General features: G+C 60.7%; 21 protein-coding genes. 5 read left to right on the top strand and 16 right to left on the bottom strand.

The window, feature by feature from the left end; genetic code table 11:
* Positions 1-38: 38 nt before the first annotated feature.
* The 5 genes from BLIJ_RS03615 to BLIJ_RS03595 all read right to left on the bottom strand — a co-directional run bounded on the left by BLIJ_RS03615 (position 39) and on the right by BLIJ_RS03595 (position 5,150).
* Positions 39-1,571, bottom strand: coding sequence for an acid phosphatase (locus tag BLIJ_RS03615; RefSeq protein ID WP_012577103.1), 1,533 nt, complete (start codon positions 1,569-1,571; stop codon positions 39-41).
* 97 nt (positions 1,572-1,668) lie between these two features.
* Entirely contained in the window at positions 1,669-2,769 is a 1,101-nt protein-coding gene (locus BLIJ_RS03610; RefSeq protein WP_012577102.1) for an amino acid ABC transporter permease, read from the bottom strand.
* A 5-nt stretch (positions 2,770-2,774) separates the two neighbouring features.
* A complete protein-coding gene (locus BLIJ_RS03605) occupies positions 2,775-3,452 on the bottom strand; it encodes an amino acid ABC transporter permease (RefSeq protein WP_012577101.1) in 678 nt (225 codons plus the stop codon).
* Positions 3,449-4,288 carry a glutamate ABC transporter substrate-binding protein gene (locus BLIJ_RS03600; RefSeq protein ID WP_012577100.1) on the bottom strand — a complete coding sequence of 280 codons (840 nt, stop codon included), beginning with the start codon at positions 4,286-4,288 and terminating at the stop codon, positions 3,449-3,451. The genes BLIJ_RS03605 and BLIJ_RS03600 overlap by 4 nt, the downstream gene beginning before the upstream one ends.
* Positions 4,289-4,307: 19 nt before the next feature.
* Positions 4,308-5,150 (bottom strand): amino acid ABC transporter ATP-binding protein, encoded by an 843-nt coding sequence (locus BLIJ_RS03595; RefSeq protein WP_161786186.1) that lies wholly within the window; start codon positions 5,148-5,150, stop codon positions 4,308-4,310.
* 203 nt (positions 5,151-5,353) lie between these two features.
* Here BLIJ_RS03595 and BLIJ_RS14670 point away from each other — a divergent pair, with 203 nt between their 5' ends.
* Positions 5,354-5,659 (top strand): hypothetical protein, encoded by a 306-nt coding sequence (locus tag BLIJ_RS14670; RefSeq protein ID WP_012577098.1) that lies wholly within the window; start codon positions 5,354-5,356, stop codon positions 5,657-5,659.
* 169 nt (positions 5,660-5,828) lie between these two features.
* The gene (locus tag BLIJ_RS03590; protein WP_014484682.1) at positions 5,829-6,782 is read left to right on the top strand and encodes an endonuclease domain-containing protein; all 954 of its coding nucleotides are present in this window, start codon (positions 5,829-5,831) and stop codon (positions 6,780-6,782) included.
* Between the two features lie 479 nt (positions 6,783-7,261).
* On the opposite strand, the gene aspS is transcribed toward BLIJ_RS03590, so the two are convergent.
* Both aspS and hisS read right to left on the bottom strand, forming a co-directional pair.
* Positions 7,262-9,061 (bottom strand): aspartate--tRNA ligase, encoded by a 1,800-nt coding sequence (gene aspS / locus BLIJ_RS03585; protein ID WP_007053205.1) that lies wholly within the window; start codon positions 9,059-9,061, stop codon positions 7,262-7,264.
* A gap of 35 nt (positions 9,062-9,096) precedes the next feature.
* Positions 9,097-10,497, bottom strand: a complete 1,401-nt coding sequence (gene hisS, locus BLIJ_RS03580) for a histidine--tRNA ligase (protein WP_012577096.1) — start codon at positions 10,495-10,497, stop codon at positions 9,097-9,099.
* Between the two features lie 99 nt (positions 10,498-10,596).
* On the opposite strand from hisS, the gene BLIJ_RS03575 reads away from it, so the two are divergent.
* Entirely contained in the window at positions 10,597-12,069 is a 1,473-nt protein-coding gene (locus BLIJ_RS03575) for a DUF349 domain-containing protein (protein ID WP_012577095.1), read from the top strand.
* A gap of 205 nt (positions 12,070-12,274) precedes the next feature.
* Here BLIJ_RS03575 and BLIJ_RS03570 read toward each other — a convergent pair whose 3' ends face one another.
* Positions 12,275-14,068, bottom strand: coding sequence for a bifunctional metallophosphatase/5'-nucleotidase (locus BLIJ_RS03570; RefSeq protein ID WP_012577094.1), 1,794 nt, complete (start codon positions 14,066-14,068; stop codon positions 12,275-12,277).
* Positions 14,069-14,420: 352 nt separating this feature from the next.
* Positions 14,421-17,006, bottom strand: coding sequence for an ATP-dependent Clp protease ATP-binding subunit (locus BLIJ_RS03565; RefSeq protein ID WP_012577093.1), 2,586 nt, complete (start codon positions 17,004-17,006; stop codon positions 14,421-14,423).
* Positions 17,007-17,155: 149 nt separating this feature from the next.
* Between BLIJ_RS03565 and BLIJ_RS03560 the strand changes: the two genes are divergently transcribed.
* Entirely contained in the window at positions 17,156-18,121 is a 966-nt protein-coding gene (locus BLIJ_RS03560; protein WP_012577092.1) for a universal stress protein, read from the top strand.
* A 174-nt stretch (positions 18,122-18,295) separates the two neighbouring features.
* Here the strand turns inward: BLIJ_RS03560 and BLIJ_RS03555 are convergent, their stop codons facing one another.
* From BLIJ_RS03555 to BLIJ_RS03535, 5 genes are all read right to left on the bottom strand, one after another.
* Positions 18,296-19,483 (bottom strand): DUF3027 domain-containing protein, encoded by a 1,188-nt coding sequence (locus BLIJ_RS03555; RefSeq protein ID WP_012577091.1) that lies wholly within the window; start codon positions 19,481-19,483, stop codon positions 18,296-18,298.
* Between the two features lie 8 nt (positions 19,484-19,491).
* A complete protein-coding gene (locus BLIJ_RS03550) occupies positions 19,492-19,881 on the bottom strand; it encodes a cold-shock protein (RefSeq protein WP_007058573.1) in 390 nt (129 codons plus the stop codon).
* 69 nt (positions 19,882-19,950) lie between these two features.
* The gene (locus BLIJ_RS03545) at positions 19,951-21,942 is read right to left on the bottom strand and encodes a HAMP domain-containing sensor histidine kinase (protein ID WP_012577090.1); all 1,992 of its coding nucleotides are present in this window, start codon (positions 21,940-21,942) and stop codon (positions 19,951-19,953) included.
* Between the two features lie 29 nt (positions 21,943-21,971).
* Positions 21,972-22,703, bottom strand: a complete 732-nt coding sequence (locus BLIJ_RS03540) for a response regulator transcription factor (protein ID WP_012577089.1) — start codon at positions 22,701-22,703, stop codon at positions 21,972-21,974.
* Positions 22,696-23,361 (bottom strand): TPM domain-containing protein, encoded by a 666-nt coding sequence (locus tag BLIJ_RS03535; RefSeq protein WP_014484680.1) that lies wholly within the window; start codon positions 23,359-23,361, stop codon positions 22,696-22,698. Before BLIJ_RS03535 ends, BLIJ_RS03540 begins: the two co-directional genes overlap by 8 nt.
* A gap of 215 nt (positions 23,362-23,576) precedes the next feature.
* On the opposite strand from BLIJ_RS03535, the gene BLIJ_RS03530 reads away from it, so the two are divergent.
* Positions 23,577-23,867, top strand: coding sequence for a WXG100 family type VII secretion target (locus tag BLIJ_RS03530; RefSeq protein WP_007053189.1), 291 nt, complete (start codon positions 23,577-23,579; stop codon positions 23,865-23,867).
* Positions 23,868-24,056: 189 nt separating this feature from the next.
* Here BLIJ_RS03530 and groL read toward each other — a convergent pair whose 3' ends face one another.
* Entirely contained in the window at positions 24,057-25,682 is a 1,626-nt protein-coding gene (gene groL, locus BLIJ_RS03525; RefSeq protein WP_012577087.1) for a chaperonin GroEL, read from the bottom strand.
* 237 nt (positions 25,683-25,919) lie between these two features.
* Complete coding sequence (locus BLIJ_RS03520; RefSeq protein WP_007053186.1) at positions 25,920-26,159, bottom strand: cold-shock protein; 240 nt, start codon at positions 26,157-26,159, stop codon at positions 25,920-25,922.
* Between the last annotated feature and the right edge of the window lie 68 nt (positions 26,160-26,227).

Genomic DNA, 26,227 nt, shown 5'->3' with positions numbered 1-26,227 from the left:
GCAAACTCGGTAAATCTCCAAACTGAACTTTGGCTGAATTACTGCTGAAGCTGGTTCTTGGATTTGCGTCGAACCGTCCGTATTCCGCCGACAATCGCGATTACAGCGGTACCGATGGCTACGCTGATCAACGCCGGTCGTTGCGCGGCATGGAGGGTGGCGAGATCCGGCCCGGCCGCAATGGCGCTGTTCTCACCCGCCGAGCTATCAGACGCCGGGTGATTGCCCGCGTCGGCGTACTGGGCATTGACCACACTCGGGCCGGTAAGCGCCACCTGGTCGGCGGTCTCGACCTTGGCCACATCGCCGTGCTTATCCAAGGTGACGCGGGCGCACAGGGCTTTGGCCCAGTTGATACGCTGCCAGCCGTCGCTCGATTGCCATAGGGGGTATCCGGAATCCAAGGCAGTGGCTTTCAAAATCGCGTTGCGCTGATCGGCGTGCAGTTCGGGATAGGCCAGTCGCAGCACGTCCGCCGCCCCGCGCGGGGCCACGAGATCAGCGCCGGAATGGGCGGCGTCTTGCGGGAAGGTGTAGGTCAGGCGTGCGGTGTAGACGCGCACGGCCGAGGCTTGGTCCACGACCGGCTCGGTGGCCACTGGGTCCAGAAAATCGTTGGTGTAGCCGCCCGAACCGGAGGCCTTGGTGTTGGCGATGCAGGCGGCGAGGGTAGTGCCGTGGCCGTCCGCGGCACAGCGGGACACCAGATAGTCGCGCAGCTGCCGGGACGCGGGCACGATGGACGAAGCGAATTCGTTATGCCAGTACTGCCCGTTCTGGGCGGATGCGCCAATGCGCCCGCCCATGATGTCAAGCGGATAATGCACGCCGAGCACGATGCGGTTGTTGCCGGCCTCCGAAGTGCGGGCCATGATTTGCGGCGCAAGTTCGGGAATCATTCCGGCCAGCGCGATACCCCACGAATAGGCGCCGGTAGTGTGGCCGGAGGGGTAGGAACTGTTTTTCTGCAAGTTCGAGTAGCCGGGCATGTGTTCGAGCCATGAGGGCGATTGTTTGATATCGAGCGTGGCGGGCAGTCCGGCGAGATCGTTAGTGCCGCCGTAGCTGCTTTCCGCACGGTTCAGATAGGGGCGCGGATGCATGGCCGCACGTTTTGAGGCGTAGGTGGAGGCCACGTTAAAGGAGAAGATATCGGCGACGGCGTTGAGTTTCCCGGATTTGAGCCCTTCGCTCATATATTTGCCAAGCACTGGACCGAGCGCGTCCGGCATGGTTTCCTCGGCTTGCAGATCGGAGTCGACGAGTGCACGCTTGCGTTGGACGTTCAGGCCATCCTTATCGAGATTTTCGGCGGCTTTGTGGTTAATGGCCACGGCCAAATCTTCGTCGAGCTTCATGGTATCGGCGTGGAGCACCTTGCCACCGTGTTCGGCATCGGTGGGGGCCTGCCAATAGTTCTTTTCGTAGTCGGAGAGCAATGCCACCCAATCCGGGTTGGGCAACTGGTCGGCCTGTGCGATTGCGGGCGTCGCGGCTAGCGTGGCCGCCAACGCCAGCGGCGCAATGGTCGCAATAGCAAAAACGGAGGATAGGCGCCGGAACATCTTCATATGTTCCAACCTATCCTCCGTGAAATCTACGTAGCCGGACCCCAGTCAAACACTCAGTAAATTCTTCGTGCCGGCTTAGCGGCGATTGGGCTGACCGTCAGGCCTCTGGCTTGTCCTCAGGCTTTTGAGACTCCTGGAATTCGCCGGTTTCCGGGTCAACCTGTGACTCGGGCTGGGTGGCGTCATATCCCTGTTCGTAGCGGGTGCGCTGCCAGTTGCGAATCGAGGCGTTGGTGCCGCGGTGATGCACATGGTATTTGCGCGGCGCACCACCAAACGGCAGCTCTTCGACTTCCTTGGCCACAGCGATCTGGTTGACATTGGACGGGTCTCCGGCGGCGATCGGCGCCAGCGGCTCGGGCTCGGCGGGTGCGGCCGTACGCTGCTGCATGCGCGAGGGCAGCCATTCGGCGAGCCTCGACAGCAGCCAGCAGGCGACGAAGTAGATCACCGCAGCCATCACCAGCGTCTGCAGGATGTTGAAGTACATCGAGCCGAGTCGGCGCGATTCCTGCAGCAGGTCGGTATACATGATGATCGAGCCCAGAGCGGTATCCTTCAACACCACGACCAGCTGGGTGACGGCGGCCGGCAGCATGGCGTAGACGGCCTGCGGCACCTCGATCTCCATGAGCGACTGTGTTTCGGTCAGGCCCAAAGCGAGCGAGGCCTCGCGCTGGCCGCCCGGCAGATTGCCGACGCCGGAGCGCACGAGTTCGGCGACCACCGAACCGTTGTACAGCACCAAGGCCAGCACCACGGCCCAATAGGACGGGCTGGGCAGGCCCGCGAACGCGAACCATCGCCAGAAGAAGATCATGAGCAGCAGCACCGGCACCGCACGGCAGAACTCGACGATCACGGCGGAAACGCCACGTACCAGCGGGTTCGGCAGCAGTCGGCCCACGCCGAACACCAGGCCGAACACCACAGCACCCACCACGGCCACGACGGTGGCCTTGATGGTCATCCACAGTCCTGGCAGGTAGAAGTCGGTCCACGCTTCACGTTCGATGGCTGGCTTCCACAGCTCCCAGCTGAGCTGATTCTCGCCATCCGGCGGGTTGTGCAGGCGCATGAGGATAAGCACGAGCACCACCGCGAACAGAATGCCTGCGATCCAGTTGACGATGCGAATGGTGCGCCGGCCCTTGGGACCGGGCGCGTCGAACAGCACGGAATTCGAAGTATCGGCCATATCCGTCACCTCCTTACGGCGAGCTTGTTGGACAGGTACGTGGTGAGCATGCCGATAGGGATGATCAGGATCACGTAGCCGAGCGCGAAGATCAGGAAGATCTGGATGATCACGTCGGGGCGGAATTCGATCATCTCGCTCATCAGCGAGGATGTTTCGGTGGCCACGGATGCGGCGGCGGCCACGGTGGAGTTCTTGAGCAGTGCGATCAGCGTGTTGCCGAGCGGCGCCACGGAGCCTCGGAAGGCCTGCGGCAGGATGATCTCGGTGGCGGACTGCATGAAGCCCAAGCCCAGCGCTCGTGCGGCCTCGGCCTGGCCAATCGGCACGGTGTTGATGCCCGAACGCAGCGATTCGCACACGAACGCCGCCGTGTACAGGCTCAGGCCGGTGACCGCGAGCCAGAAGAAGTTCGTGGTGAAGGTGTCGGAGAAGCTGAGCTTCAGCTGCGCGTAGGCACCCAGCACCATGAACACCATGATGATGGTCAGCGGCAGGTTCTTGAACAGTTCCACATATGCGCCGGCGACGGCGCGCAACGAGGAGATCGGCGAGATGCGCATGACCACGAGAACCACGCCGATGACCGTGGAGAACAAGGCCGACCACAAGGTCAGCTCGAGGTTGACCAGAAAGGCGCCGAACACGTCATAGTGGCCGAGAAGTTCCATGAATCCGTTCATCGGTCCTCTCCTTCGTTCGGGGTGGGCGGGTTGTAGCGTACGTCGGGCGTGTAGTCGACGCCCTTGGTGTTATCGCTGATGGCGTTCTCCCACGAGCCGTCCTGAATCATGTCCACGATGGCGTTGTTGATTTTGGTGGCCAGCTGCGTGTCGCCCTTCTTGATGCCCACGCCGTAGTGTTCCTGCGTGAACGGTTTGCCGACCACCTTGAGCTTGCCGCGCGAGGCAGAGGCCAGGCCGGCCAGGATGATGTCGTCGGTGGTTACCGCGTCCACGATGCCGGAGAACAGGGCGGTGGCGCATTCGGCGTAACCGGGCTGTTCCATAAGCTGGACTTCGGAGGCGAACTTCTCCTTGACGGTGGCGGCGGAGGTCGAACCGGTGACGGAGCATAGGCGCTTACCGTTCAGGTCTTCGGGGCCGTTGATGGAGTTGTCGTCCTTGCGCACGAGCAGATCCTGTCCGGCCACGAAGTACGGGCCGGCGAAGGAGACTGCCTTCTTGCGCTCGTCGGTGATGGAGTAGGTGGCGAGGATCATGTCCACGTCGCCGTTCTGAATCATGGCCTCACGCTGCTTGGAGGGGGCTTCCTTCCAGATGATCTGGTCTTCGGAATAGCCGAGTTTCTTGGCGATGTACTTGGCCACGTCCACGTCGAAGCCCACGTAGGTGCCGGACTTCTTGAAGCCCAGGCCGGGCTGGTCGAATTTGATGCCGATGCGGATCTTGCCGGTTTCGTCCGCGCCGCAGGCGGCCAGCGACATTGTGCAGGCCACGGCGGCGAGCGCGGCGATCACGCGGCAAGCCTTCCGCTTGAACGTATTGGTGAATGTCATTGGATTGCGTACCCGTCTTTCAGTGGGTGAGGATCTTCGAGAGGAAGTCCTTGGCACGGTCGGTCTGCGGATGCTCGAAGAACTCGTCGGGCGTGTTCTCTTCGAGAATCTGGCCGTCCGCCATGAAGACGATGCGGTCGGCGGCCTTGCGCGCGAAGCCCATCTCGTGGGTCACGCAGATCATCGTCATGCCTTCATGCGCGAGTTCGACCATCACGTCGAGCACTTCGTTGACCATTTCCGGGTCGAGTGCGGAGGTGGGCTCGTCGAACAGCATGACCTTGGGGCGCATGGCGAGCGCGCGGGCGATGGCCACACGCTGCTGCTGGCCGCCGGAGAGCTGGGAGGGCATCTTGCTGGCCTGGGAGTCGACGCCCACGCGGGCGAGCAGATCCATGGCCAGTTGCTCGGCTTCCTTCTTGTCCATGTGACGCACCTTGATGAGGGCCAGCGTCACGTTTTCAAGAATGGTTTTGTTGGCAAACAGGTTGAACGACTGGAACACCATGCCAACTTCGGCCCTGAGGTTCGCGAGCTCCTTGCCTTCCTGTGGCAGGGGCTTGCCGTCGATGCGGATGTCGCCGGAATCGATGGTCTCGAGGCGATTAATGGTGCGGCACATCGTGGACTTGCCTGAGCCGGACGGGCCCACGACCACCAGCACCTCGCCCTTGGTGACAGTCAGGTTGATGTCCTTGAGGACGTGCAAAGCACCGAAGTGCTTTTCGACGTGGGTCAGTTCGACTAGCGGACGGTTCAGGTCCTCTTTGTCGGGAACCAGCGGGGTCAATTTGGCCTTGCTTGGTGATGTTGTGCTTGTCGTGCGCGAACGCACTGCTGTTTCATTGTTCGTTTCAGACATGAGTGGGAGGATAGCACACCGACGTTTCCAATGTGTACACAGTATGTCCACACAGTTGCTCAGTCGATGTCTCATTTTCGCATCAGACATCGTGATGGCGGCATAAGCGACTTCGGCATGTCTCCCGTTTCCGGAAACATCGCGGGAGGCCGACCGACTTTTGCCCCAGGCTGAGTTGGGGCCAGCAGTGGGACGATGGTGGCATGCGTCTCACTGGGGAAAACGGCATTGGGCATCGGCATACATTCGCGCTGAATCGCGCATCGCTCGGCGTCTGCTGTGCGCTGATTGCCTGCTGCGTGGTGGCCGAGACGTTGCTGCGATGGCAGAGCGGGCACGTGTTGTCCTATCTGCTGATTCCATGTTTGGCCTTGGTGTCGTTGGTGTTGTTGCCATTCATGCCGCAGTCGGGCGCATGGCTGGCGGTCACTTTGTATTGTGTGGGGCTGGTCTCGCCGTTTCCCATGTCGTATTCGTATAAATGCGCTAGGCATTTTGAGCGTGGCTAGCTGTTAGCACGCGATGAAGGTGTTATACGGTGGATGACACTCCCGAAGCGCGGTGGATAACCGGGCGCGGCACACGATATGCCGGTGGATAACCGGTTCGCGCCGCTTAAGTTATCCCCATTTTTCGGTTTTGCCCCTGTGCCACCGTGGAATGCGCTACGCTCGGCGCATGAACGGATACAGCGAAGCGCCGCACAATGGCGAAATCAACAACTATCTGCGCAAAGATCTTGACGCCAAAGCCACGGCCAAGAACACGGCCTGTTGGAATCTGCTGGGCAAAGTGCGCACGAAACGCACGTTGTGTTTCTCGCTGTATACCGCATTGGAATTATGCGGCGTGGAGTTGCCGAGGCACAGCACGTTGCCACAGAAGGACTTTTATGTGACGGTGAGGAGCAAGGGGACCCGCTCTTCATTGGACAATGTCGACTATCGCATATGGAATGCAAAGTTCAACAGTATCGCTTTTTCAAACGGCGTAACCTGCATGCATCCCATGGATGCGTGGATACAGTTTGCCCAATATCTCAACCTCACTGAATTAGTGGTGCTGGCTGAAGCGCTCATCAGACGTTATGGATATGCCATTGAACAATTCACTCAACGACTAACGGCCTTTCACCGCGTTATTGGTCGTGCGCGTTGTGAGGCGGCGCTGAAGCTCGTAAAACCATCGGATTCCGTTCAGGAAACTCGTACACGCTTGGCGCTTATGCTTTTCGGCCTGCCCATACCGCAAACACAATACGGCATTACCGATTCAGAGAACGGATACACCTACACCGTTGACATGGCTTATCCACAATACAAAGTCGCTATTGAATATGATGGCGATCATCACCGTCGCTTCCGCAAACAATATGTGCGGGACCAGCAAAAACGTCGACGTCTGCGGCAATTGGGCTGGACCGTCATCGAGGTGTTCGCCGATGACCTGTGGAATACCGCCAAACAACGTGCCTTCGCACAAGAGGTTGCCACCGCGATGCAAATACCGCTTCCTGGCCGTCCTCAACCTTCATGCCGGGTATTAATAGACGGCAGCCTTACCATCAATGCGCGCAAAGGGGAATACAGGAGGCGGAAACAAGCAAAACACAACAAAGCCTCACAACATTGATCAAATACGGAGTTGCGATTACTTCTCATGGGGCGGCAATTCCCCCATGAGGCGGTAATTTGCCCATGGGGCGGTTTGAAGAAATTGTGAAACCGCGGAATTAAGCCATTTTGACCTACCGCCCCATGGGGTTTTCACCGCCCCATGGGTTGTTTACCGCCCCATGAGGAAGTTACCGCCCCATGGGGGGGGGATAATCGGCAAACGCCAAAGGGGACACCGCATGGTGCGAGGTTTGCCGCATGGCGGAGGTGCCATCGGGCGGAGTATTTGGCACCCCTTGGCAGGTATTTGGCACATTGGGCCCCACCCGCAAAAAGCAAGTGGCCCTTGGAATTATTCCAAGGGCCATTTGCGGCTAATAGCACCGGAGCATTACTCCTCGAAAATTAATCTACGCATGCGGAGACCGCCGTTCGAAGCCGAAGGCGCACTAAGGTGCGTCGAGTGCTGAGGAAAGGCGGTATACGCTCCGTAGATTAGTTTTCGTCGGCGTCCGGGTCGTAGTCGACGCCAGTCTCGGCGCGCTGCTCGTCGGAAATCGGGGCCGGAGCACCGGTCAGCGGGTCGCGGCCGCCGCCGGCCTTCGGGAAGGCGATGACGTCGCGGATGGAGTCGGCACCGGCCAGGATGGACACGGTGCGGTCCCAACCGAGGGCCAAACCCGCGTGAGGCGGAGCGCCATACTTGAATGCCTCAAGCAGGAAGCCGAACTTCTCGTCGGCCTCTTCCTTGGTGATGCCCAGCACATCGAGCACACGGGCTTGGATGTCGTCACGATGGATACGAACGGAACCGCCGCCCATCTCCTCACCGTTGCAGACGATGTCGTAGGAATCGGACATGGCGTGCTCGGGGTCCTTGTCGAACTTGTCGATCCAATCCTTGGAGGGCATGGTGAACGGGTGGTGCATGGAGGTCCACTTGGAGTGGCCGACAGCCACATCGTCATCATCCGGGTCATCCGTGGGCTTGAACAGCGGGAAGTCCACGACCCAAGTGAAAGCGAACTTCTTCGGATCCAGCAGGCCTTCGCGGGAGGCAAGCTCCACACGCACCGCGCCGAGCAGCAGCTGGGCGGACTCGCGAGAACCGGCGGCGAAGAAGACGGCGTCGCCTTCCTCGGCACCGACGGCCTCGCGCAGGCCGTTGCGCTCCTCATCGGACAGGTTCTTGGCGACGGGGCCCTTGAGTTCGCCGTTTTCGCCGAAGACCACGTAGGCAAGGCCCTTGGCGCCACGCTGACGAGCCCAATCCTGCCAAGCGTCGAACTGACGACGCGGCGTGGCGGCACCGCCCTTGAAGACCACGGCACCCACGTACGGGGCCTGGAACACGCGGAACGGCGTGTTCTTGAAGTACTCGGTCAGTTCCACCAGCGGGTTGCCGAAGCGCAGGTCCGGCTTGTCGGAGCCGTACTTGTCCATCGCATCCTTCCAGGTGATGCGCGGTAGCGGCAGCTGGACCTCATAGCCGGCGGACTTCCAGATGGCGGCGATGACCTTCTCAGTCATGGCCATCACATCTTCCTGGTCCACGTAGGCCATCTCCATATCGAGCTGAGTGAACTCGGGCTGACGGTCGGCGCGGAAGTCCTCGTCACGGTAGCAGCGGGCGAGCTGGTAGTAACGCTCGACACCGGAGACCATGAGCAGCTGCTTGAGGAGCTGCGGGGACTGCGGCAGGGCGTACCAGGAACCGGGCACCAGACGGGCCGGCACCACGAAGTCGCGGGCGCCTTCCGGGGTGGACTTAATGAAGGTCGGGGTCTCGACCTCGGTGAAGTCCATGTCTTCCAGCGCGTGGCGGGCGGCCTTAGCCATGTCGGAACGCAGCTTCAGATTGTGCTGCATGGACGGACGGCGCAGGTCGAGGTAACGGTACTTCAGACGCACGTCCTCGCCCGGCAGCTTGTTCTCGGACTCATTCTCGAGAGCGGTGGAAACCTGGAACGGCAGAGCGTCGGACTTGGCGAGGATCTCAATGGTCTCGGCCACAACCTCGATCTTGCCGGTGGCCAGATGGGTGTTCTCGTTGCCATCCGGGCGCAGGCGCACTTCGCCGGTAATCTGAATCACGAATTCGCTGCGCAGCGGGCGGGCCATATCCTCGTCGTAAATGACGACCTGCACGAGGCCGGTCGAATCACGAAGGTCGATGAAGGCCACGCCACCGTGATCACGGCGTCGGTCAACCCAACCGGCAAGGGTGACCTTCTGGCCGACCAGGGCCTCGGTCACTTCAGTGGCATGATGTGTTCTGTAAGCCGTCTGGCTCATTGTCTTGTTTCTCCTCGATTTTTCGCGCGAATACGTCAGATTTCGACGGTTTGCTGGGCAACCACAGTATCCGGCTCCCACGACGTGCAATCGGCGGCAACCTGCTCGCCCGTGACGATGTTCTTGACCTCGTCGCCAGCGGGCTCTGCGCCTTCCGCACCTTCGGCAGCGGTGGCCGGGAACCACACGTACGGAATGCCGAGTTTGTCCGCGTACTTGATCTGCTTGCCGAGCTTGGCCGCGGTGGGTGCCACGTCGGTGGCGATGCCGCGCGCACGCAGTTGGTTCGCAATACGGTTGGCGGCCGGGCGGTCCTCTTCATTCCACACAGCGACCAGCACGGCGGCCGGGCTGACGCGGTTGGCGTGCGCGCCGGCAGCGTGCAGCATGTAGCTGACCAGTCGGCTCAGGCCGATGGACAGGCCCACGCCCGGGTACTTGCGGTTGCCCTGGGAGGCGAGATTGTCGTAACGGCCACCGGAACAGATGGAACCGAGTGATGCGGCACCGTCGAGGAAGGTCTCGTAGACGGAACCGGTGTAGTAGTCGAGACCGCGGGCGATCTTCAGGTCGGCGATGACGGAACCGGGGCGGATGGCGGCGGCCTCGTCGACGATCATGGCCAGGGTATCAAGTCCCTGACGAGCCAGCGTGTATGCCTCGGAATCCTTGGCGATGCCGTGAGACTCGCACAGCGCATCGAACTTGGCGGCAAGCTCAGCACCGTCGGAGGCGGTGAGCTCGGCCAATTCGAGGCAGGCGCGTGCCTGTGCTTCGGTGGCGCCGCAGGTCTCGGTGAGCAGTCGGGCCACCTCATCGGCACCGATTTTGTCGAGCTTGTCGATCTCGCGCAGCACGCCTTCGACGTCCGTCAGGCCAAGGCCGCGGTAGAAGCCTTCAGACAACTTGCGGTTATTGGCGTGCACGGTGGCCTTGGGGAGGCCATACGCGCGCAGCTCTTCCAGCGCGGAGACCATGACCAGCGGCAGTTCCACTTCATAGTGGTCGGGCAGGTCGCCGGCACCGATCACGTCGATATCGGCCTGCACGAACTCGCGGAAGCGGCCTTCCTGCGGACGCTCGCCACGCCACACCTTCTGAATCTGCCAGCGCTTGAACGGGAACGCCAACGCACCCGAGTGCTCGACCACATACCGGCTCAGCGGCACGGTCAGATCGAAATGCAGGCCCAACCGCTCTTCAATCGGAGTGTCGGATTCATGACCGACCTCCTGCAAACGGCTCAGCAGGTAGATCTCCTTGCTGGTCTCGCCTTTTTTCAACAAAGAAGCGCCGGTTTCCACCGCTCGCGTCTCAATGCCGATGAAGCCGTTGAGCTCAAAAACCTTACGAAGCGTATCGATAACACGCTGCTCCACAACACGTTCGGAGGGGAGCCACTCCGGGAATCCTGATATTGATGCACCTTTAGCCACGAAATCAATATAATAGGTGAGGGTTGCGTCAAAACTTCCTGGTTCGCCCGGGATGGGAGACGCTCCCGCTTATGCATTCTACGCTTTAAGGAGCTGGCCATGGCCGACGAAACTGTCACCGAACCCGTAAACACCGCTGCGCCCGAAGAGCAGGCAACGACACCCGCACCCGAAGCCAGCGCGGCCACGCCGGCGCCGACTCCGTCCCCCGCTTCCATGCCGAAACCGCACGCGCCCTCCCCCGCCGCCTTCGCCAAGAAGACTCCCACGGTCAAGCAGCATGCCGCCGCCCCCGCGGCCGCCCCCGCGGCCGCCCCCGCCGCCTATTCCGAGGCCGACGTCAAAGCCGCCGAAGCTTTCGGCCGGGTCGATGACAACGGCGCCGTCTTCGTCAAGGACGGCGACGGCGAACGTGAGGTCGGACAGTTCCCGGACGCCTCCAAGGAAGAGGCGCTGGCACTGTACGCCCGTCGCTTCCTGGATCTCAAGGCCAAGCTCGATCTGCTGGCCGCGCGCCTGACCTCCCCCAACATCAAGACCCGTGAAATCGACGAGTCCGTGAAGCTGCTGGGCGAAGAAACCGCCGAACCGGCGGTGGTGGGCGACCTCGCGGCCCTCAAGGCCCGTTACGCGGAACTGAAGGCCGCCGGCGAGGCCAAGAAGGCCGAGATCGCCGAAGCGCGCAAGGCCGCTCAGGCCAAGGCCGTCGCCGAGCGCACCACCATCGTCGAGAAGGCCGAAGCTCTGGCGGCCTCCCTGGGCGACAACACCAACTGGCGCTCCACCGCCGACAAGTTCCGTAACCTGTTCGACGAGTGGCAGAACCACCAGCGCACCACCGTGCGCATCGACAAGCCGGAGGCCGAGGCGCTGTGGAAGCGCTTCTCCGCCGCCCGCACCACCTTCAACCAGGCTCGCCGCAAGTGGGCTCAGGCTCGCGACAACGAGCGTACAGCCGCCAAGGAAGCCAAGGAAGCGATTATCGCCGAGGCCAATGAGCTCAAGGATTCCACCGCTTGGGGTGAGACTTCCCGCAAGTTCAACGATCTGATGGACCGTTGGAAGAAGGCCGGCCGCGCTGGCCGTAACGAGGACGACGAGCTGTGGGCCAAGTTCCGCGAAGCCGCCGACACCTTCTTCAACGCTCGTCAGGCCGATCGCGATCAGATCAACTCCTCCGAGAAGGAGAATCTGGCTGCCAAGGAGGCTCTGCTGGTCAAGGCCGAGGCTCTGGTGCCGGTGAAGACCGACGCCGAGGCCAAGAAGGCCCGCCAGGAGCTGGCCAAGATTCAGGAAGAGTGGGATCAGATCGGTTACGTGCCGCGTGACGATATGCGCCGCATCGAGAACCGTCTCGACGCCGTTGACAAGCAGATCAAGGCCATCGAGGATGCCGCTTGGAAGCAGACCGACCCGGAGGCCGACGCCCGCAAGTCCAGCTTCGAGGAGCAGCTCAACGCCCAGCTCGCCGAGCTCGACGCCAAGATCGCGGCCGAATCCGACCCGAAGAAGAAGGCCAAGCTCGAAGCCGAGAAGGCCACCAAGGAGCAGTGGCTGAACGCCATCAAGTAAGGGTCTCGTGCCAGGTTCCCCTCTGAGGGAAGCCGGCAGCAAGGCTGACTGAGGGGAGTTTACGGTTATACCGCAAGCTCCCCTCAGTCGCCTACGGCGACAGCTCCCCTCAGCGAGGGGAGCTTCGTCATATTTATGCCGTTTTCTTCTGCCCTATACTCATAACTCCACCCCATAGTTCCTCAGTCACCCAGCAATTGGTGTCTTACGCCTGAGTCCCTACCGGTGCTGCAACAATTGCCGTGAGCCCTTGATGTGCGGCCAGATATTCATGCAACGGCTGGCTGTATGGCATATTCAGCTCGCCGTAATTGGTTCCGGCACGGAAGGCGGGGTAACTGTCGCCGCCCTGAAGCAGATATGAATTGGATGCGATAATCACCAGGTCATCGTCCGCAATCGGTCGACCGTCAACGGCGAGGTTCACGATACGAACCGCCGCATGTTCGTCGGCAGCACACTCGTCAGCGTCAGCGTTGGTATCAGCGGCGGCATCAGTATCAGCGGCGGCATCGGCATTGCCGCTCCCACCGGTCGTACCGCATTCGGCATACCGATACGTCACGTTCGAGGAGATGCCGAGCCAGCGCCGCTCCAGTCGCCCATCGTCACGGTGGAATTGCTCGGCGAGCACTCTCTTCACATCGCGCCCGGTGAGCGTCTCATGCGCGGCCTTGAACTGCAAGGCCATGAGACTATCCACCTCGCGCACGGTGACTTTGCCGTCGCCATTCATATCAAGCCGTGGAGTCCGCAGACTGCCATTATTCGAAAATCCGATTACCGGCAAACGATTTCCGGCATACACATGCTTCATGATTGACTCGCGGTTCGCGTCCGCCACCAGCACACCGACCGTATTCCCGTGCTTATCCGAACCTTGTTTGTCGAAATTCACGCCGGAGGCCAAAGTGCCAATCACCGCGCTGCCGGCATGATTCGAATATGTTGCCGCCGCCTGGTAAATATGCTGCGCGCGCGATACCTCATCGTTCTCCTCAGCACCGGCAGACATCCAAGCGGCTTGCGCCGGATGCGCATTAAGCCCTTCCACGCCCAGCACGCCGTCAACCGCCGTATGGCTGGTGCCATTGCCGAGGTCAACGTCGGCCACTCGCACCGTGGCGCGACGCCCGGCACCGGTGATGATCAAATCCTGCACGGCCATGTTCCGCCCAAAGCTGCCCGCCTCGTAAATAGGCGCGCCACCAGCGGTCGTACCACGCTTGATCGCATGACTGTGGCCGGTGTATACCACATCAACATCTCGCCCAATATCGGCGGCGGCTGAGGCATCGGCGTGCAGCAAGGCCACCACCGCATCCACCTTTCCGGAGCGCTTGAGTTCACGGGCCACGCGATTGATCGCGTCCACCGCCCGCTCGTCAAGATCGGCATCACGCGTAATCTGCGGAGTGGCTACCGAGCCGAGCGCATCAGTAAGGGCACCCACGAAACCGATCCGCTTGCCGTTCACCGTTCGAATCGTAGAGTCACGTACATGGCTCAGCAGTCCGTCAGGCGACTTACTGGCGGCAGACGTGTTGGCGCACAGCCAGTCGATGCCATTGCTGGGATCAGCGATGCGATTGTTGAAATCGGCGACACCGCGGTCGAACTCATGGTTGCCTACCGCCGAAATCGTCAATCCCCACGCTTTGGCCATGTCCAGCGTGGGTTGGTCCTTCTCCACCGCCGACTCATACGGGGAACCTCCCACCAAATCGCCGGTCGATACCGGGATCATATTGCCGGGATTATGGCTGTCGGCCACGGTGAAGGCGGTGGCGTTGTCCGCACCACGTTCGATATGCCCGTGAAAATCAGTGATGTCGGCGATGGTCACCGTACGGGTGCCGGAAGATGGATTATCGCCGGAAAAAGGAACGGCTCCCGTGGTTCCCGCACAAGCATAAGGAACCACCAGAGCCGTAAGGATAAGCGCTACTGCACCAAAAGCGATCCCCGATCGCTTGCCGGCCCACCGCCGGTTCTTCATATTCCTGCTCACACCAGTCACGCTAGGATCGTCGATTGAACGGCCATGCCTAGGAAGGCGACTCTCAGGTGAATTCTTAGCGGCGTCTTGGGATGGGAAAGGCCTGACCCCGTACTATCAGGGTCAGGCCTTTGCAACCCGAGTCACTACGAATGCGTCGGCAAGGGGAGATTACTCGCCAAATTCCTCGGCGCAGATCTCAGCTACCGCATCCACGCACGCCTCGGCAATCAGACGGCCGCACGCTGTTTACCCGCGAGGAGACCATCGACACCGGACTCGCCCTGCTGCAATAATCCGACACAAACAGCAGCTCCCCTTGACAGGGGAGCTCCGCAACTACTTATATGCGCTACTCCTGCGCAGCGTCGCCAGAATCGTCAGCGTGCACGGGTGCGGCTTCGGACGAAGTTTCGGCATCGTTGGCGGCACCGGCTTCGGCGGGCTTATCGGCGACGGCCGGCTCCTCGAACTTCTCACCCTTGAAGGTGAATTCGCCAAGGATACCCTCGCCTTCCGCATCCACCATCACGCGCTGACCGTCCTCGAGATCTCCCATCAGGATCTTCTCGGAGATGGCGTCCTCAATGTCACGCTGAATCACGCGGCGCAGCGGACGGGCACCGAGCAGCGGGTCGAAGCCCTTCTGCGCGAGCAGGTCCTTGGCGGCGTCGGTGAGTTCGAGCGACATATGACGGTCGAACAGGCGGTCGTTGAGCTGCTTGACATCCAGATCCACGATCTGGCGCACCTGCGGCTCGGTGAGCTGCTTGAAGACGATGATGTCGTCCAGACGGTTCAGGAACTCCGGGCGGAACTGCTGCTTCAATTCGGAGCTGACCTGGTCCTTCATGCGCTGGTAGCTGGACTCGTTGTTGGCACCCAGGTTGAAGCCCGTGTTGGCGGCCTTGGCGATGTCTCGCGTACCGAGGTTGGTGGTCAGGATGATGATGGTGTTCTTGAAGTCCACCTTGCGGCCCTGACCGTCGGTCAGGTGGCCGTCATCGAGCACCTGCAGCAGCGTGTTGAAGATGTCCGGATGAGCCTTTTCGATCTCGTCGAACAGCACCACGGAGAACGGCTTGCGGCGCACCTTTTCGGTGAGCTCGCCGCCCTCCTCGTAGCCGACGTATCCCGGAGGCGCGCCGAAGAGTCGCGAAGCCGCGTACTTCTCGGAGAACTCGGACATGTCCACGCGAATCAGCGCGTCCTCATCGTCGAACAGGAACTCGGCGAGCGTCTTGGCCAGCTCGGTCTTGCCGACGCCGGTGGGGCCGGCGAAGATGAACGAGCCGGACGGGCGCTTCGGGTCCTTCAATCCCACGCGGGTGCGTCGGATGGACCGTGACAAAGCGGAAACCGCTTCATCCTGACCGATGATGCGCTTGTGCAGCTCCGTCTCCATGCTGAGCAGTTTCTTGGACTCGGCCTGGGTCAGCTTGAACACCGGGATACCGGTGGTGGAACTGATGACCTCGGCGATCACGTCCTCGTCCACAACCATCTTGACGTCGGACTCGCCTTCGCGCCAGGAGTCTTCCTTCTGCTTGCGATCGGCTTCCAGCTTCTCCTGCTTGTCGCGCAGTTCGGCGGCCTTCTCGAAGTCCTGGCCCTTGATGGCCTCGTCCTTGTCGGCGGCGATCTTGGCGATCTTCTCGTCGAGTTCCTTGAGCTCAGGCGGGGCGGTCAGGCGCTTGATGCGCAGGCGTGCACCGGCCTCATCGATCAGGTCGATGGCCTTGTCAGGCAGGTTACGGTCCTGGATGTACCGGCTGGACAGCTCTGCGGCGGACTGCAGCGCGCCATCGGTGATGGTCACGTGGTGGTGGTTCTCGTAACGGGAACGCAGGCCCTTCAGGATCTCGATGGTCTCGGCGATGGTCGGCTCGTGCACCTGAATCGGCTGGAATCGACGTTCCAGAGCCGCGTCCTTCTCGATGTACTTGCGGTACTCGTCGGTGGTAGTGGCACCGATGGTCTGGAGCTCGCCACGGGCCAGCATCGGCTTCAACATGTCGGAGGCACCCAGCGCGCCGTCGGCCGAGCCGGCGCCCACGATGGTGTGAATCTCGTCGATGAACAGCACGATGTCGCCGCGGGTCTTGATCTCCTTCAGCACCTTCTTCAGGCGCTCCTCGAAATCACCACGGTAGCGGGAGCCGGCCACCATGGAACCGAGGTCCAGCGAGTAGACCTGCTTGCCCTTCAGGGTTTCCGGCACGTCGCCGGCTTGGATTTTCTGGGCCAAGCCTTCGACCACGGCGGTCTTGCCCACTCCCGGTTCGCCGATCAGCACCGGATTGTTCTTGGTGCGTCGGGAAAGCACGACCATGACGCGTTCGATCTCGTTGGTACGGCCGATGACCGGGTCCAGCTTGCCTTCGGCGGCTTCGGCGGTCAGGTTGCGTCCGAATTGGTCGAGGATGGCGGAACCGGACTTGTTCTGCTTGTCCGCCACGCCGCCGGCATTGGCCAGTTCGCCCTTGCCGTCGCCAGTGCCGGAGTTGCCGCGGATCATATCGATGGTCGCGCTGCGCAATTCGCCCAGATCGACGTCCATCTTGATGAGCACCTGGGTGCCCACGCCCTCACCTTCGCGGATCAATCCGAGCAGGATGTGCTCGGTGCCGATGTAGCTGTGGCCCAGCTGCAGGGCTTCACGCAGCGAAAACTCCAGCACCTGCTTGGCGTGCGGGGTAAAGGGGATGTGCCCGTTCGGCGCCGCGTTGCCCTTGCCGATCATCTCTTCGACCTGCTTGCGGGTGGCATCCAGCTCCACGCCCTTCGAGGCGAGCGCCTTGGCGGCCACGCCCTCACCTTCGCGGATCAGGCCGAGCAGCAGGTGTTCGGTGCCAATGTAGTTGTGCTGAAGGGCCCTCGCCTCTTCCTGCGCCAACACGATCACGCGCCGTGCACGGTCGGTAAACCGTTCGAACATGCTTGTCCTTCCTCAATTGACATTCCGTCTTACTCTACCGATTCACGATGACGTTTATTCATCGGATTCCATGAATTGCGCCGTAAGAGGATAAGAAAACGATATGCTGGTTCTAGATTCACCCGTAGTCGATTACAAGGAGGCTCGAAATGAGTGAAGCGACAACCAAGCCCGACATCGTTGTCGGCGTGGATGGTTCCGATGAATCCTTTGCCGCGCTGAAGTGGGCGCTTGAGGAGGCTTCGTTAACCGGTCAGAGCGTCAACGCCGTGTTTGGCTGGACGCATTCCTGGGATATGGGGTCCGAACCGGACAGCGACGAGGCCTGGGCCAAGGTCCGCCACGATATTGCCAACGAGCTGCGTGTGTGGGTCGACAAGGCCGCTGCAGGCATCGACTTCGATCCGGCGAATCTGAAGCTCACCTCGGTGAAGGCCTCCGGCACTTCGGCCCTGCTGCAGATCGGCCATGATGCGCAGCAGATCGTGGTCGGCCGCCGCTCGCTGAGCCGTGTGGCCCGCTGGTTCATGGGGTCCCTGTCCGCTTCGCTGGCCGAGGCCGCCGAAGTGCCGGTGACCGTGGTGCGCATCGCCGGCAGCGAGGATGAGACCGTGACCGATGCCATCGCCAATGCCCTGACGCCAGGAGACCAGCCGGTCCACTACACGCAGCCACAGCCCGTGGTCGAGGTGGCTCGCCGCCCGGTGGTGGTTGGTGTGGATGGTTCCGAGACTTCCCGCCGCGCGTTCGACTTCGCGCTGGAAGAGGCACGACTGCACGACACGCCGCTGCATGTGATGTTCTGCTGGCAGCTCAAGGATTTGGGCGTTATTCCGGGCTATGAGAACGCCGTGGCACCGGTGAAGGTCGGTCAGCGCCGCGCCGAGGAGATTCTCTCTGACCTGATGGCCAAGGCCCGGATTCCCGATGGCGTCAAGGTCAGCGCGAATGCCTTCCATATTCCCGCGTCCAAGGGGCTGATCGCGGCATCGCGGTACGCCAGCCATCTGGTGGTCGGCTCGCGTGGCCTGTCCGGCCTGGACGCGCACTTCCTGGGATCGGTGTCCCGCCAGATCATGAACTTCGCCGAATGCACGGTGACCGTGGTGCACTGATTCACCGAAATCGGCATGGAGTGCTAACGCACGCCTCGGTGATGGGCTTGCAGGGAGGAATTCTTTATTCCTGCAACCCCATCACCATCTACTTTTTAGGAAACATCTTCGCTGAGACCTATAAGTTGATCCGAAAGTACATTCTGCTGTTGGGGAGCAGGATTGGCGTTTATTTTATTCCTCGTCCGCCCTGTTCTGGCGCAGCTGCTCAATGAGATCGATGACGGTTTCGAGTTCAGGAGTCACATCGTCTGAAGGACGAACGTTATCCTCTTCGTCGTCCATCTCATCATCCTCATCATCATCGGCAACGGTGTTGTTGAGGATGTCCTCTTCGGTGGCCTCGTCGTCAGCATCAGACTTGGACTCGTCGCTGGAATCAGCTGCATCAACATCCACAACGGAATCGGATGCGTTCTGTGCAACGGACTCATCACCGGCAGACTGGGATTGCGAGGTCCCATCGCCTGCCGCCTCCTCAGCGGGCTCGGTATCGACGGCGTTCCCGTCAACAGTCTTCTGTGCTTCGATATCATCACCGGCAGGCTCGCCTGTCTTGTCGGTTTCGCCTTCGGCCTCGTCCTGGGCAGCCGGCTCCTGCTTGCGCGGGCGGTCGGCCACCACGTCGATATGCAGATCGTCGAAAGCAGGCTTGGACTGCACCCACAGCTGGCTTGGCTCGGGAGGTTCGATTTCGGAATGCTCACCGCAGCCGTGGTCCAAGGAAACCACGCGGCCGTCATCCGGACTCCACTTATTGGCGCACACGCCGAACATACGGTCGAGTTCGCCCGCGAGCGGCACGAAGAAACCACAGGTGGAGCACAGGTTGCCTTCGGCGGTTTTGGTGCTCAACGCTTTGGGGCCTCGCGGACCTTCATACCAGCGCTTGGCAGCCTGCGCACGCCCCAACGAGGTCAGCACGTGACGGCGGGTCAGTCGGAAGGCCTCGACGGCATCGTTGACATCCTGCAGCGAGGATTCCTCGACTTCGCCTTCCTCGATGCGCTCGTCATCCGGATCGGTGCCGATCGAATCGGTGGGAGCCAGATCCGTGGGCTCAAGGCGATCCTTCCAAGGAATCCACTTGGGCGGCATCAACGCGCCCTCAGTGGGGATCAAGGAGGATTCGCTGACGGTCCAGGAGTCGATCTCCTCGTCGTGATACAGCGTCACCGACCATTGCCATCCTTCGTAGCCACGGATATTCGCGGCGAAGCGGAAGTCAGTGACATGATCCTCAAGATCATATGAGGTAACGAAATCCCCCACCTGATCGCTCTCGTCGGCCACTTCGAGCAGCACGGCGCGCGCGATGGCGTGAGGGTCCGGTGTCACGATGGTTTCGGTGGTATCAGTCATAGATCAGATCAGTCCTGTACATCGAATTGATCCGCCACCGCACGCAGCAACGTGGCCAGCTTTTTGCTGTCGGCAGCAGATGGGTAACGGTGACGGCGCAACGTATTGCCAGCCGCATCAAGCATCTTGATGAGGTCCTCGCAGATGGCGGCCATGTCATCCGCCTTCGGGCGGGTGGCCTTGACCAAGCTGGGAGCGGAGGCGATCAGGCGAACATCCATGGCCTGCGGCCCACGACGGCCGTCCACCACGGAATACTCCACCTTGGCCCCCTTGCGCAACGTGGTGGCGCCAGTGGGTAGGGCCTGAGCCGGCAGGAACACGTCCTTGCCTTCCTCACTGGTGATGAAGCCATAACCCTTGGCTGCGTCAAACCAACGAACTCGACCGGTGGGCATTGCGAACCTTCCTTAATCCTCAATGGAAATAGTAAACCGAAGGTACAGTTTACCTCACAGGGCTTGACCTCACGCTTTGGGCTGAGTCGCCTGAGTCTTACGCTCAGAGCTGAACCAAGAAGTCTTCTGTTTGGCGTCCTTGGTTTTTCCGGTGGACTGTTTGGGCTCAGGAGCGGCGATCTGCTCAATCGGCAGCACCACGGTGAAGGTCAGGCCTCCCCCATCGGTGCCGGTGGCGCAGATAAAGCCGTGATGTGCTTTGACCACGGATTGCGCGATGGCCATGCCCAAACCGGTACCGCCCTTTTCTCGGGCACGGGACGGGTCCGCGGTGTAGAAGCGTTCGAAAATCTTCGAGCGTGATTCAGGCGGCACGCCGGGGCCATGGTCCACGAAACGCAATACGGCATATCGATAGCCGGTCTGCATCGAGGCACCTACTTCGGCGGCGTCGATGAACCGCCGCATTGACGCGTCGCTGGCGGGCATGCGAGCGAGCTGTCTTGGATCGATGGCGGCCGGCATCACACCGAGCGCGGCCTCGGCAGGCGAATCGGCAGGCGTGTAGCGGTGGATGTTGCCCACGATGTTGGTCACCACCTGGCGCAGTCGAGAGGCGTCGCCGGGCAGTACAACCTCGGGCCAATCGCCTTCGGCAAGGTTGAATTCGGCGGGATGGTTCAAATCGCGCGCCGGTTCGAGGGAAATCTGCATGCGGCGAACGGCACGGTCCGGGTCGAGCGCATGCAAGTCATCGACGGCGTCGGTGACCAGCGACGAGAGTTTCACCGTGCCGGTCACATCGATGCCGCGCCCCTCATCGAGACGGGCCAAAGACAGCAGATCCTCAACAAGAACCGTCATGCGCTGGCTGGACCGTTCGATATGTTCGATGGACTCGTCCGCACGCTCCAAGGCACCAGGCATATCGCGCTGCATCTTATACAGCTCCGCATAGCCATGGATGGCGGCCAACGGGGTGCGCAGCTCATGGCTGGCGTCGGAGACGAACCGTTTCATCTTGTCGGTGGTCTCCTCCTGCTCATGGAAACTGGATTCTATTCGGGCGAGCATGGAGTTCAGCGAGGCGGCCAGGGAGCCGACCTCGGTGTTTTCCGGCGCGGAAGGAATACGCTGGCTCAGGTCGCCGGCGGCAATCTTTGCAGCGGTTTTCTCGATGCGCTTCAGCGGCGTCATCGTGTGCTGGATGATCAGCGTGGACAGGGAGCCGCCGAGCAGCACCACGGCGATGCCGACCACAATGCAGTATCGGGTGAGTGTGTTGACGGTGTCGATCTGGTCGGCCAGTGACAAGCCGATGTACACCACGGCCCGGTCCTTGCCGTTTTGCTGGAAGGTCACCGGCAGAATACGCCATGGCGCCCTCGCCGTGACGATGGCGGCATGGTTGGCATTGACAGTGGGGTTGGCCAGTACCTTGGTGATGGTGTCAGAGGAATTGGAGTTTCCGTTGGCCGGATCGTTCTGGCTGTCCGCACTGTCGGACTGCACCGTGATGATCTGCTTGGCCACTGCCTGCGTAGTGAATGCCTGGCCGAGCGTGATGCCACTGGTATCACCATAGGTAGGAAGAATCGGCACCGATACGATACCGTCCTGCATCTGCGGCATCAGCGGGGTCACGACCAGAGGATTGCCCTCTTTGTCTTTGGTGCCGTCGGTATATTGAATCTGCAGAAAGTACGAGTTCGGCCCCGATGAGTCATTTCTTGACAGCAGATCGATATTGTTGACCACCAGCTGGCTTTGCGAGCTTAACTGGGTGTCGGTTTTCTGCAGCATGTAGTTGTTCACCAACGCGCGGATGGAGAAGGAAATCACCGACACGCCGATGAGCAGCACGGCGATGGTGCAGGCCACCAGCTTGCTGCTCAACGAGATACGGTCGATATGCCGCATCAGCATGTTTTTCTTACGTTCGTTCCGCTCTTGGAAATGGGCGGCGAACGGCGGCATTGCAGGCATGGGATTCGTGTTCGGGGCGGCGTTCGGCGTGCTGCTCGGCGGTACGCCGCCTGACTGCTTATCGGGGATACTCATGAGATTACGATGCGTTATGGATGGGGCGACTAGTTCTTCGGTTCGCGAATCATATATCCGATGCCGCGCTTGGTTTCAATCAGCGGGGTAACCTTGCGCTTGCCGCCTTCGCCGTCGTCGACCTCGATGCCGTCGACTTTCTTGCGCAGGTAGGAGATGTACGATTCGACGATGGCTGCGTCGCCGCCCCAGTCGTATTGCCAGACATGGTCGAGAATCTGTGCCTTGGACAGTACTCGGCCCTCGTTGTCCATCAGGTAGCGCAGCAGCTTGTATTCGGTAGGGCTCAGGTCAACCGGCTGCCCTGCACGGGTCACGTCGTGGGAGTCCTCGTTGATTTCCAAGTCGGCGACGCGAATAATCGGGTCATCTTCCACCTGTTCGCGGGTACGGCGCAGAATGGCGCGGATGCGAGCCACGACTTCCTCGAGGCTGAACGGCTTGGTGACGTAATCGTCACCGCCGACGGTCAGGCCCATGATCTTGTCTTGGGTGTCGTCACGAGCGGTGAGGAACAGCACAGGGGCGGTAATGCCTTCCTGGCGGATACGGCGGGTGACGGTGAATCCATCGATGTCAGGCAGCATGACGTCCAACACGATGAGATCAGGCTGCACTTTTTCGATAACCTCAATGGCTTCGGAACCGGAAGCGGCGGTGTTTACCTCGAATCCGGCGAAGTGCAGGGAAGCGACCAGCAGTTCTCGGATGGACGGCTCGTCGTCGACAACAACAATCGATGCTTCAATAGGCTTACTCATGCCTTCTAGAGTGTCGTGCTCTTCTGGGCGTTTCCTGAATGTCATCTTGGAGTTCGGCCTTGGAATCCTTCTTGATCTCCTTGCGCCGACGAATCACCACCATGACCACGATGATGATGACCAGCGCCACCAACACCACACCCATGATGATTATGCCTACGGTCACCGTGGACGATGAGGTGGAGGCTTTTTTGGATTTCACGATTTGATCCATCATTGCCGTTGCCGCGCCAGACCAGCTCGGTGGGTTTTCCAGTAACGGCTGCTGTGCGGCTTCGGATAGCTTATCGACGGTTTTGTTATCGAGAAGCCACTTATCGGAGTTCTTGGACACGACGACCACCAGGTTGCCGTCATTCGAGGCCACGGCAAGCATCACTGTGTTCGGCTTGGGATTCATGGACTCCATCACGGTTGCCGCCCAGTCTTCCGGTTTCTGTTGACTATTGAAACTGGAAAGATACAGCAGATGCACGTGTACACCGGTTTCCTTCTCGGTTTTGGCGATGGCATCCGTGACTTTGGCCGCATGGGAGCCCAGGAGATTTTCCGTATCCGTGATGTTCTCGGTGATGGTCACGCCGCTGTCGGTGCTGCTGCTGGAGCTGTCAGAGCTGTCGCCCGAGTTATCCCCATAGGCATTTGCGGTTATCCACATTGCGTTCATCGCTACTGCAGCAAGGGCGCAAATGGCGCAAACAAGCCATTTTCGGACCATATTCCCGCAGGCCGAACAGGACGGCTCCGAAGCTAGGACCACAATAGTTGTTTTTCCGTCTGCCCGATTCGTTGTTGACATATCCTCCACCTTAGCGGCCGGTATTGGCAAGCGGCCGCCATACATACCATTAACCCTCTAGAAAAGGAGCAACGATGCCCCAATATCAGGTAGATTCCGAGCGAATCCAATCATCCTCGGCCGCAGTGGCCACTTCGATCTCGCAAATCAGGCAGGCCGTGGGCGGCATGTACACCAATCTCAATGCCTTGCAGGACGCATGGCGAGGTTCGGCGGCCACCCAGTTCACCGCGGTAGCCGAACAGTGGCGTGCGGCCCAACAGCAGATGGAGGCCTCACTCGAGTCCATCCAACGCTCGCTGACGCAAGCCTCCACCGTGTACGCTGACGCCGAAATCCAAGCTTCGCGCCTGTTTGCCAGCTAGTTTCTTGGCTCTCCCCCGGAGGTGAGCTGGATCGTGAAGCGAGACTGAGGGGAGTATCCCTACACCGTAGCTCCCCACTCAGTCGCACTGCGTTCGACAGCTCCCCTCAAAGAGGGGAACCAGAATACAAAAAAGGGGACTCCCGAAGGAATCCCCTTTCAGCTCAATCAGCTAGCGATCGTTTGCGGATCAGTAGCCCATGTCGGCACCGGCGGCCGGGGCAGCAGGCTTCGGCTCTGGCTTGTTGGCAACGACGGCCTCGGTGGTCAGGAACAGACCAGCGATGGAGGCGGCGTTCTGCAGAGCGGAGCGGGTCACCTTGACCGGGTCGGTCACACCGGCGGCCAGCAGGTCTTCGTAGGTGTCGGTGGCGGCGTTGAAGCCTTCGCCATCAGGCAGGGAGCGGACGGTGTTGATGACCACGTCACCGGACACGCCGGCGTTCTCGGCGATCTGCTTGATCGGGGCCTCGATGGCGCGGAACACGATGGCGGCACCGGTAGCCTCTTCGCCGGTCAGGGAGGTGACGGCCTCAGCCTTCTCGGCCTTGGCAGCAGCCTGAACGAGGGCCACGCCACCGCCGGGCAGCAGGCCTTCCTCGATGGCGGCCTTGGCGTTACGCACGGCATCTTCGATGCGGTGCTTGCGCTCCTTGGCCTCAACCTCGGTGGCAGCGCCGACCTTGATGACAGCCACGCCGCCGGCCAGCTTGGCCAGACGCTCCTGCAGCTTCTCACGGTCGTAATCGGAGTCGGTGTTCTCGATCTCAGCGCGGATCTGGGCCACGCGAGCGTCGATGTCTTCCTTGGAGCCAGCGCCCTGAACGATGGTGGTCTCGTCCTTGGAGACGATGACCTTCTTGGCATGGCCGAGCACGGAGGTGTCGACGGACTCGAGCTTCAGGCCCAGTTCGTCGGAGACAACCTGAGCACCGGTCAGGATGGCCATATCCTGCAGCATGGCCTTGCGACGGTCGCCAAAGCCCGGGGCCTTGACGGCGCAGGACTTGAAGGTGCCACGGATGTTGTTCAGGATCAGGGTCGGCAGTGCTTCGCCATCGACGTCCTCAGCGATGATCAGCAGCGGCTTGCCGGTCTTCATGACCAGCTCGGCCACGTGCACGATGTCCTGCTGGGAGGAGACCTTGCCGGAGGTCAGCAGAATGTACGGATCTTCGAGCACTGCGGTCTGGTCGTCAGCGTTGGTGACGAAGTACGGGGCGATGTAGCCCTTGTCGAAACGCATGCCCTCGGTGAAGTCGAGGTCCAGGCCGAAGCGGTTGTTGTCTTCAACGGTCACAACGCCGTCCTGGCCGACCTTGTCCAGAGCCTCAGCGATCTTCTCGCCGACCTCAGGGTCGGCGGCGGAGATGGTGGCGGTAGCGGCGATCTGGTCCTTGGTCTCGACGTCCTTGGCGGCAGCGACGAGTTCCTTGACGATGACCTCGGTGGCCTTCTCGATGCCGCGACGCAGGGCGATCGGGTTGGAGCCGGCGACCACGTTCTTCAGACCCTCGTGAACCAGGGACTGAGCAAGCACGGTCGCAGTGGTGGTGCCGTCACCGGCGACGTCGTCGGTCTTCTTGGCGACTTCCTTGACCAGCTCGGCGCCGATGCGCTCGTACGGGTCTTCAAGGTCGATTTCCTTGGCGATGGACACACCATCGTTGGTGATGGTCGGAGCGCCGTAGGTCTTGTCGAGCACGACGTTGCGGCCCTTCGGGCCCAAGGTGACCTTGACGGTGTTGGCGAGCTTGTCAAGGCCCTCCAGCATGCCCTGACGGGCTTCCTCATCATAAGAGATGATCTTTGCCATGGTTGCGTATTCCTCCAAATGGCTAGGTATACCGGTTATCACTCGCAAGCGTCGAGTCGTGACGACCAGCCGTCAGCTGTCGATTATCACTCTCGACCTCCGAGTGCTAACCCAGACATTAGCACTCGCGACCGCCGAGTGCCAACATCATCGGCGGCGATTGCGCTTTGGGCATGAAAAAGCCCCAACCGTCGAAACGGTCAGGGCCTTCAATGCACATCCTTGCGTGCGTGTTGCTCACTCGGAGCGGGCTTCACCCGAAGACAGCTTGACAACATCCTTTGCCTGCGTGCCTTTGCCGGACGAAGCGGGCGTATACTCCACGCGATCGCCTTCGTACAGCATCTTGAACTTATTGGTGCTGCCGTCGTCCTTGATTTCCGCGTAGTGCACGAAAACGTCCTCGCCGCCGTCGTCCGGCTGGATAAACCCGAACCCCTTCTTGGCAAGGAAGAACTTCACGGTACCTTGTGCCATATCTGGTCTTTCCTTTGTTCCCTTAGGCGTCGCGACACAAAACCTATAGGGAACGTAAAAAGAACCTC

The sequence above is a fragment of the Bifidobacterium longum subsp. infantis ATCC 15697 = JCM 1222 = DSM 20088 genome (assembly GCF_000269965.1).
Classification (GTDB): Bacteria; Actinomycetota; Actinomycetes; order Actinomycetales; family Bifidobacteriaceae; genus Bifidobacterium; species Bifidobacterium infantis.
This window is presented reverse-complemented; position numbering and strand designations above follow the sequence as displayed.